This window comes from uncultured Pseudacidovorax sp., assembly GCF_913773995.1.
Classification (GTDB): domain Bacteria; phylum Pseudomonadota; class Gammaproteobacteria; order Burkholderiales; family Burkholderiaceae_C; genus Xenophilus.
In genome coordinates this window covers 1-7,733 of the sequence record NZ_CAJYES010000158.1, presented here as the reverse complement: position 1 = coordinate 7,733, position 7,733 = coordinate 1, and the positions used below count along the sequence as shown (strand labels likewise).

The window sequence follows — 7,733 nt, the reverse complement described above, 5'->3', positions numbered from 1 at the left end:
GCGCCGATGACGCCGGCGCCTTCCGCGGCGACTGCGCCCGCCGCTGCACCCAATGCGGGCCCCGCGGCGTCCGCTCCGGCGCCCGGCACATCCGGTGGTCCGGCTGTACCGGCATCGGCCGCAACGGGCTCCGCTGCGGGTGTGTGGATGCAGCTGGGCGCCTTCCGCGAGCGCGAGGGCGCGCAGGCGCTGCTGGCACGCGTGGCGGCCGCGCAGGCCGAACTGGCCGGGCGGCTGCGCATCGTCGAGGAGGCCGGCTCGCACAAGGTGCAGCTGGGCCCCTACGGCTCGCGCGACGCGGCGCAGGCGGCCGTCGCTCCTCTGCGTAGCGCACTGGGCATTTCACCCTTTGCCGTGGAGCGGCGCTGAGCGCCTTCTGGCCTTAGTCGCTGCGCCCGAGACCTGCGGCTTCGCCCCCCAGCCGGCGCTCAGGCCTTCAGGCGCCCTGAGGGGCTGTGCCGCCCGGCGTGCCCAGGCGGGCCGTCAGCTCCTTGCGGTAGCGATTCAGGTCCTGCACCGTCTTGAAACTGCGGTTGAACAACAGCCCCAGGTTGTGCAGGATGCGCTCGCCCACCTTGCCTTCCCATACCGCGTCGAAGCGGATCTGCTGGTCCAGCCAGTGTTCGAGCCAGTCCGGATCGGGCATGCGGCTTTGCACCGTGTCGCGCGGGAACAGCGCCTTGTTGACGTGCAGGTTGGTCGGGTGCAGCGCCTGGGCGGTGCGGCGGGCGCTGGCCATCAGCACGCCCACCTTGGCGAAGGCCGCACGCGCCTCGTCGCCGCACTTCTCGAGTGCGCGGCGCATGTAGCGCAGGTAGGCTCCGCCGTGGCGCGCCTCGTCCTGCGAGAGCGTGGTGTAGATGTGCTTGATGACGGGCTCGCTGTGCCATTCGGCCGCGCGGCGGTACCAGTGGTTGAGCCGGATCTCGCCGCAGAAATGCAGCATCAGCGTCTCCAGCGGCGGTGCGGGGTCGAAGTCGAAGCGCACCTGGTGGAGTTCTTCCTCGCTGGGCACGCAGTCGGGGCGGAAGCGGCGCAGGTATTCCATCAGGACCAGCGAATGCTTCTGTTCCTCGAAGAACCAGATGGACATGAAGGCACTGAAGTCGCTGTCGTGCCGGTTGTCACGCAGGAACATCTCGGTCGCCGGCAACGCGGCCCATTCCGTGATGGCGTTCATCTTGATGGTCTGCGCCTGTTCGTCGGACAGGCGCGTGCCATCGAAGTCCTGCCAGGGGATGTCGGTCGCCATGTCCCAGCGAACCGATTCGAGCTGCTTGAAAAGATCGGGGTAAAGCATGGCCGAAGGTCTGTGGGTAAGCCTTGCATTGTCCCGGTCGCCCGGGTTCATCGGTGCCGTTGTCCGAGCCGCCGCGGGGTCTTCCGTCGCGCTGCAAAGGCGGGCTTACGGAAATTTACAGACTCCCACGGGAACCATGGAAGTCGGCCTACGCTCCGAGCAGGGGTGAGCGCGGAGCATCCGCCTTAACGGTTTTCGATGCTGCGAGGTCTTCCGGATTCAGAGCCGGTCGAAGCATCCCGAGGCGACTCTTCTCCTCCTCCCTCCCTCCCTCCTTCGTGTCGGGATATCTCGCAGCATCTTTTTAACAAGGGCACCGGCGCATGAAGGCGCCGCGATGCCAGTGTTCGAGGCGCGATCATTGCATCGCGCCTTTTTTTTGGCGGGCGATCGCGCCTGCGGCGGGCGGTGCTCGCTCAGCGGGGGGCCGTGTCCTTGATGCTCGGCCGCTGGTGGAGCTTGTCGCACAGGCGGGCCAGTGAGGGGTGCTCCGCGCGCCAGTCCAGCTCGGGAAAGCGGAAGCCGATCCAGTCCAGGGCGCAGACCACCGCGATGTCGGACAGGCTCAGGTGGATGCCGCTGCAGAAGGGCTTGTCGCCCAGGCCTTTCGCCATCGCGGCGATCCCGGCCTCGACCTTGCCGCGCTGGCGGTCCATCCAGGCCTGGCTGCGCTCGCTGTCGGCGCGCTTGGGCCAGACGGCCTCCATGCGCCAGAGCACGCCGGCGTCCATCACGCCGTCGGCCAGGGCTTCCCAGGTCTTCACTTCCGCGCGCTCGCGACCCGATCCAGGGATGAGCTTGCCCACGGGCGAGAGGGTGTCGAGGTACTCGACGATCACGCGCGAGTCGAACATGGCGTCGCCGCCGTCCATCACCAGGCAGGGCACCTTGCCCAGGGGGTTGGAGGTGGCGATGGTGGTGTCGTCGGCCCACACGTCTTCCTGCACGAACTCGTAGTCCAGGCGCTTCTCGGCCATGACGACGCGCACCTTACGCACGTAGGGGCTGGACGTCGATCCGATGAGTTTCATGCCGGCAGGATCCTCGAAAGTGGGCCAGGGGATGCGGAGCGCGGCGGATTCTAGAGGGAGCGCCGCCGGGCCGGCGCAGGCGGCTGCCGCCAAGGCGCCACCTACAATCCCGGGATGAGTTTCGCGCCCGTTTCCGCCCTTTCGCCCCTCGATGGCCGCTATGCCGGCAAGCTCGCGCCGCTGCGTCCGCTGATGAGCGAACAGGGCTACATGCACCGCCGCATCCAGGTCGAGGTCGCCTGGTTCATCGCCCTGTCCGATGCCGGTTTCGCCGAGTTCAAGCCGCTGACGCCGGGCGCCCGCAAGTACCTGATGGGCCTGGTTTCGCACTTCTCCGAGGCCGACGCGCTGGCCATCAAGGAGATCGAGAAGACCACCAACCACGACGTCAAGGCCGTGGAGTACTGGATCAAGTCCAAGTTCGAGGCCCGGCCCGAGCTGGAGTCCGCCGCCGAGTTCGTCCACTTCGCCTGCACCAGCGAGGACATCAACAACACCAGCCACGCGCTGCAGATCCAGGCGGCGCGCGAGCAGGTGGTGCTCCCCGCGCTGGACGGCATCCTCGCCACGCTGCGCAAGATGGCCGGCGACTTCGCCGCCGTGCCCATGCTCAGCCGCACCCACGGCCAGACCGCCAGTCCGACGACCGTGGGCAAGGAGATCGCCAACGTCGCGGTGCGGCTGGCCAAGGCGCGCGAGCAGATCGCCGCGGTCAAGCTCATGGGCAAGATGAACGGCGCCGTGGGCAACTACAACGCCCACCTGGCCGCCTGGCCCGACTTCGACTGGGAGGCCTTCAGCCGCAAGGTGGTCGAGACGCCGGCGCCGCAGGGCCTGGGCCTGGTCTTCCAGCCCTTCAGCATCCAGATCGAGCCGCACGACTACATGGCCGAGCTGTTCGATGCGCTGGCGCGGGCCAACACCATCCTGGTCGACTTCTCGCGCGACGTGTGGGGCTACATCAGCCTGGGCTATTTCAAGCAGCGGCTCAAGGCGGGCGAGATCGGATCGTCGACCATGCCGCACAAGGTCAACCCGATCGACTTCGAGAATGCCGAAGGCAACCTGGGCTTGGCCAATGCGCTGCTGCGCCACCTGTCGGAAAAGCTGCCCATCAGCCGCTGGCAGCGCGACCTGACCGATTCCACCGTGCTGCGCAACATCGGCGTGGCCTTCGGCTATGCCGTGCTGGCCTATGCCAGCCTGGCCACCGGCCTGGGCAAGCTCGAACTCAACGAAGCGGCCCTGGCCGAGGACCTGGACAGCAGCTGGGAAGTGCTGGCCGAGCCGATCCAGACCGTCATGCGCCGCTACGGCGTGGCCGGCGCCTACGAGAAGCTCAAAGAAGTGACCCGGGGCCAGGCGGTGACCGCCGAGGCGTTGCACGGGCTGATCCGCTCCCTAGAGATTCCCGAGGCCGAGAAGGAACGCCTGCTGGCCATGACGCCCGGCAGCTACACCGGCAAGGCGGCCGAGCTGGCCCGGCGCGTGGGCGGCGGCCAGGCCTGATGGCGCTCAAGTCCACCATCTTCAAGGCCAACCTCGCCGTGGCCGACATCGACCACGGCTACTACGCCGACCATGCGCTCACCCTGGCCCGCCACCCGAGCGAGACCGACGAGCGCATGATGATCCGCCTGGCGGCCCTGGCCCTGCAGGCCCACCAGCTGCAGGCCATGTGCGGCGGCGACGGCCAGCTGGCCTTCGGCGCCGGCCTGTCCGACCCGGACGAGCCCGACGTCTGGCTGCGCGACTTCACCGGCCGTGCGCGGCTGTGGATCGAGGTGGGCCAGCCCGAGGACAAGCCGGTCATCAAGGCCTGCGGCAAGGCCGACCAGGTGGTGGTCTATGCCTTCGCCAGTTCCGCCGAGGTCTGGTGGCGCGGCATCGAGACCAAGCTGACCCGGCCGCAGAACCTGCAGGTCTGGCGCATCCCCGCGGCTGCCTCGCAGCAGCTGACCGCCTTGGCCCAGCGCAGCATGCAGCTGCAGGCCACGATCCAGGAAGGCGTGCTGATGCTGGGCGACGGTGAGCGCTCCGTCGACATCGAGCCACAGCGCTTGAAATGAACACCTCCCATGCCGCTTCGCGGCTCCCAGAGGCCTGGCGGAGCCAGTTCCTCGGGGACCCTGGCGTGGCTTGCGGCGAGAGGCCTCGGCGACTGCCTACGTCGAGCTGCTGAGGGGCAGTAGGGCGCTCAAAGCCCCGGCATCGGCGCGCCGCAGTTCCAGCACTGCTCGAAGCCGCCCTCCACGAACTCCCCGCAGCGGCAATGCCATTGGCGCTGCGGTGGGCGCTGCAGCGCGCCCAGCAGGCGCAGGGCACGCGCGTGGTCGTCGTCATGTTCGACCCACAGCTCCGGCAGGCATTGGTCGGGCGGCAGCTGGCCGGCGGCGGCGCCGAGGTATTCCCGTTGCACGCTCACCGACACGCCCTGGGCTCGCAGCGCATCGGCCCACAGGGTGGCCAATGCTAGATTGGGGGCCTGGGCGAGGCGGCGCATGGGTGGGGCGGATTCGCTCAGGCGGTCGGATCGCCGCCGCCCGCCGGCGCGGCGGGGTCCGAGGGCGTAGGATCGTCTGCGGCAGGCGCATCCGCCTCACGCGCACGTTCGGCATAGCGGTTGAAGCGCCAAGCCGTGTCCTGCATGGTGATGCGGCGCCAGGTCTGGCGCTTCTCGGCCGGGCTCATCGCCGGCCAGTGCTGCACTTCGTCGAAGCTGCGGCCGCAGCCCTTGCATTCGTCGTCGCCCTGGCTGGTGGAGCAGATGGCGATGCAGGGCGTGTCGGAGGTGGTCTCATACCAGGCCATCCACGCCGCCCACGCTTTCGGCGGAAAGCCGAACTCGTCGGCCTCGTCCTCACGGTGGAAGACCATCAGCGCGTACACCTCGGCGAGCGCACGCACCTCGGGTGCCAGGCTCACGCCGTCGGGTGACGGCTTCAGGTGCCGCCAATAGTTGATGGCAGCCTCGATGTCGGTGATGTGGATGCCGGCCATGGGGCAGGAGAAAGGTGGGCGGGGACGGCCCAGATGCCGCCCCGTCGAATTAGGGGGCGCGATCTTATCGCCATGGTCCCTGCCTTGCGCCCCGCAAGGGCGCTGTGTTCCAATCGCGCCGTTCGAAGGGGAGTAGCTCCCGGCCCGGCCCCACGCCGGCGCTGTCGGTCCTGTCGTCAGTACGAAGCGCAAGCTTCCGGCAGTTCCGGGTCCGGTATCCGCAAAGGAGCCGTTCCGAGCAAGACCTTTGATGAGCCCGTTTCGGGCTGATCAAGGCCGTCCTTCGGTTCCATGGTGCACCCCTCGGCGCACCTTCCTCGATCAGCCCGCAGCGGGCTGCCCTCCCCGGCAGGCGCCAGCCGCCTGCTCAACGGTCACAGGTATTGAGGAATCTATGGACTTTCTGACTTCTCCCGAGTTCTGGGTCGCGCTCGGGCAGATCATCATCATCGACATCCTGCTGGGTGGCGACAACGCGGTCGTGATCGCGCTGGCCTGCCGCAAGCTGCCGCCCGCGCAGCGCACCAAGGGCATCATCTGGGGCACTGCCGGTGCCATCGTCCTGCGGGTGGTGCTCATCGCCTTCGCGATGACGCTGCTGAATCTGCCCTTCCTGAAGCTGGTCGGCGCGTTGCTGCTGGTATGGATCGGCATCAAGCTGCTGGCGCCCGATGAAGAGGGCCACGGCGAGGTCGCCAGCAGCGACCGCCTGTTCGCCGCCATCAAGACCATCATCGTCGCCGACCTGGTGATGAGTGTGGACAACGTCATTGCCATCGCTGGCGCCGCCCAGAACGCGGGCGACCACTCGCTGCTGCTGGTGGTGCTGGGTCTCGTGATCTCGATCCCGATCATCGTCTGGGGCAGCCAGCTGGTCATCAAGCTGATGGAGCGCTATCCACTGATCATCACGCTGGGCGGCATGCTGCTGGGCTGGATCGCCGGCGGCATGCTGGTCACCGATCCGGTGCTGGCCAACCCCGACCGCTGGCAGTGGATGTTCAAGCTGCCGCAGACCGACGTGATCAAGTACGGTGCGCAGATCGCCGGTGCGTTGCTGGTGCTGGCCATCGGCAAGGCCGTGCTGGCCCGCCGTAGCAAGCAGGTGGCTGTCCACTGATCGCGCCCGAGGCCGGCTGAACCTTTTAGGTGGGCCGGCCTCCTTCTGTCATCTCCACTTTCCCGGCCCAAGGAGCCCCTCGATGGACAAGATCATCCTGTACGTGGACGACGCGGCCTATGCCGTGGAACACCTGGACCAACTGGCGCCGGCTGCGCCGGGACGGCACTGGATCGTGGTGGCCTGCGCGCCGCGCATGACCCACCGCATCAGCAAGTGGGTGAGCCATAGCGCGCGCGAGAACTGGCGCGCCAAGTGGTTCGCCCGCGTGCAGGAAGCGCTGGGGCCGCTGCTGGCCCGCGAGGGCGCGCAGACCACCGCCGTGCTGGCCAAGGGGCCGCTGGTCGAATTGACGCAGCGTCTGCATCTGGAGCACGGAGCGGCCCGCGTGGTGGATGCGCGCCGTCCCCGCATCGGCTCGACCATGGAGCCGGTGGTGCCGGCGGCGGCCGAGTCGGCCCCGCGCCGTCCGCTCGTGCCTGGCGCGCGTGCCTTGCCGGGCGGCCTGGCGGGGCTGGCCGCCTTCCTGCTGCTGGCGCCCGGCCTGGCCGACTGAGAAGGTGTGAACGGATCCGACATGTCCGTTCGTCCCGCGAAAACACGCCCACTCTGCGTTGCAAATGCTCGCCATAGCCCGAGCTATGGCTGCGCTTTGCGCCTCGATTGGCCGCGTTTTCGCAGCCCGCTCGGCCACGCCGGATTCATTCACACCTTCTGAGCGGTGCGCCGGCCGGGGCCGGCATGCTGCCCGCCGTCAGGTCCACCGGCTATGCTGGCGCCATGCGATTGATCCTCAAATGGGTGCTCAGCGCCTTGGCGCTGCTGATGGTCACCTACCTCTATGGCGGGGTGCAGATCTCGGGATTCGGCAGCGCGATGATCGCCGCGGCCGTGCTCGCGCTGCTCAACGTCTTCGTGCGGCCCGTGCTGGTGGTGCTGACCCTGCCGGTCACACTGGTCACCCTCGGGCTGTTCCTGTTCGTCGTCAATGCGCTGATCTTCTGGATGGCCTCGGGACTGCTGCCGGGCTTCCATGTGGACGGCTTCTGGGCGGCGCTGTTCGGTTCGCTGCTGTACTCGCTCTTCGGCGTGATCATCGAGGCCGCCATCGGCGCCAGCCGGCGCTGAATAGTGAAACACCCCCCATGCCGCTTTGCGGCTGCCCCCTTGTATCTTCCATCCAAGATGTCGAAGACCAAAGGTTTGGGAAGTTGTCCACAGCCCGTTGCCCCCTTGGGAATGAATCCCGGCAGAGAGCTTTTGGCGTGGACAGCCGACCTTC

The 7,733-nt window shown here is 68.0% G+C and carries 10 protein-coding genes; 6 read left to right on the top strand and 4 right to left on the bottom strand.

From position 1 onward, the window contains the following. On the top strand, window positions 1–369 hold a 369-nt coding region (locus tag QZ772_RS14880), incomplete at its 5' end, for an SPOR domain-containing protein (RefSeq protein WP_295527722.1). Window positions 370–436: 67 nt separating this feature from the next. Here the strand turns inward: QZ772_RS14880 and QZ772_RS14875 are convergent. Beyond that, window positions 437–1,300, bottom strand: coding sequence for a ferritin-like domain-containing protein (locus QZ772_RS14875; protein ID WP_295527720.1), 864 nt, complete (start codon window positions 1,298–1,300; stop codon window positions 437–439). A gap of 416 nt (window positions 1,301–1,716) precedes the next feature. Continuing rightward, on the bottom strand, window positions 1,717–2,331 hold the full coding sequence (locus tag QZ772_RS14870) for a glutathione S-transferase N-terminal domain-containing protein (RefSeq protein ID WP_295527718.1): 615 nt from the start codon (window positions 2,329–2,331) through the stop codon (window positions 1,717–1,719). Between the two features lie 114 nt (window positions 2,332–2,445). On the opposite strand from QZ772_RS14870, the gene purB reads away from it, so the two are divergent. Together purB and QZ772_RS14860 are read left to right on the top strand one after the other, a co-directional pair. Then, on the top strand, window positions 2,446–3,840 hold the full coding sequence (gene purB, locus QZ772_RS14865) for an adenylosuccinate lyase (protein WP_295527716.1): 1,395 nt from the start codon (window positions 2,446–2,448) through the stop codon (window positions 3,838–3,840). Continuing rightward, complete coding sequence (locus tag QZ772_RS14860; protein ID WP_295527714.1) at window positions 3,840–4,400, top strand: YaeQ family protein; 561 nt, start codon at window positions 3,840–3,842, stop codon at window positions 4,398–4,400. Before purB ends, QZ772_RS14860 begins: the two co-directional genes overlap by 1 nt. 128 nt (window positions 4,401–4,528) lie before the next feature. Here the strand turns inward: QZ772_RS14860 and QZ772_RS14855 are convergent, their stop codons facing one another. Together QZ772_RS14855 and QZ772_RS14850 are read right to left on the bottom strand one after the other, a co-directional pair. After that, window positions 4,529–4,834, bottom strand: coding sequence for a DUF2007 domain-containing protein (locus QZ772_RS14855; protein ID WP_295527712.1), 306 nt, complete (start codon window positions 4,832–4,834; stop codon window positions 4,529–4,531). Window positions 4,835–4,851: 17 nt separating this feature from the next. After that, a complete protein-coding gene (locus tag QZ772_RS14850; protein ID WP_295527710.1) occupies window positions 4,852–5,331 on the bottom strand; it encodes a DUF3717 domain-containing protein in 480 nt (159 codons plus the stop codon). Window positions 5,332–5,725: 394 nt separating this feature from the next. Between QZ772_RS14850 and QZ772_RS14845 the strand changes: the two genes are divergently transcribed. The 3 genes from QZ772_RS14845 to QZ772_RS14835 all read left to right on the top strand — a co-directional run bounded on the left by QZ772_RS14845 (window position 5,726) and on the right by QZ772_RS14835 (window position 7,579). Beyond that, complete coding sequence (locus QZ772_RS14845; protein ID WP_295527708.1) at window positions 5,726–6,451, top strand: TerC family protein; 726 nt, start codon at window positions 5,726–5,728, stop codon at window positions 6,449–6,451. 82 nt (window positions 6,452–6,533) lie between these two features. Beyond that, window positions 6,534–7,007, top strand: coding sequence for a hypothetical protein (locus QZ772_RS14840; RefSeq protein WP_295527706.1), 474 nt, complete (start codon window positions 6,534–6,536; stop codon window positions 7,005–7,007). A 224-nt stretch (window positions 7,008–7,231) separates the two neighbouring features. Next, window positions 7,232–7,579 (top strand): phage holin family protein, encoded by a 348-nt coding sequence (locus QZ772_RS14835; protein WP_295527704.1) that lies wholly within the window; start codon window positions 7,232–7,234, stop codon window positions 7,577–7,579. The last annotated feature ends 154 nt before the right edge of the window (window positions 7,580–7,733 follow it).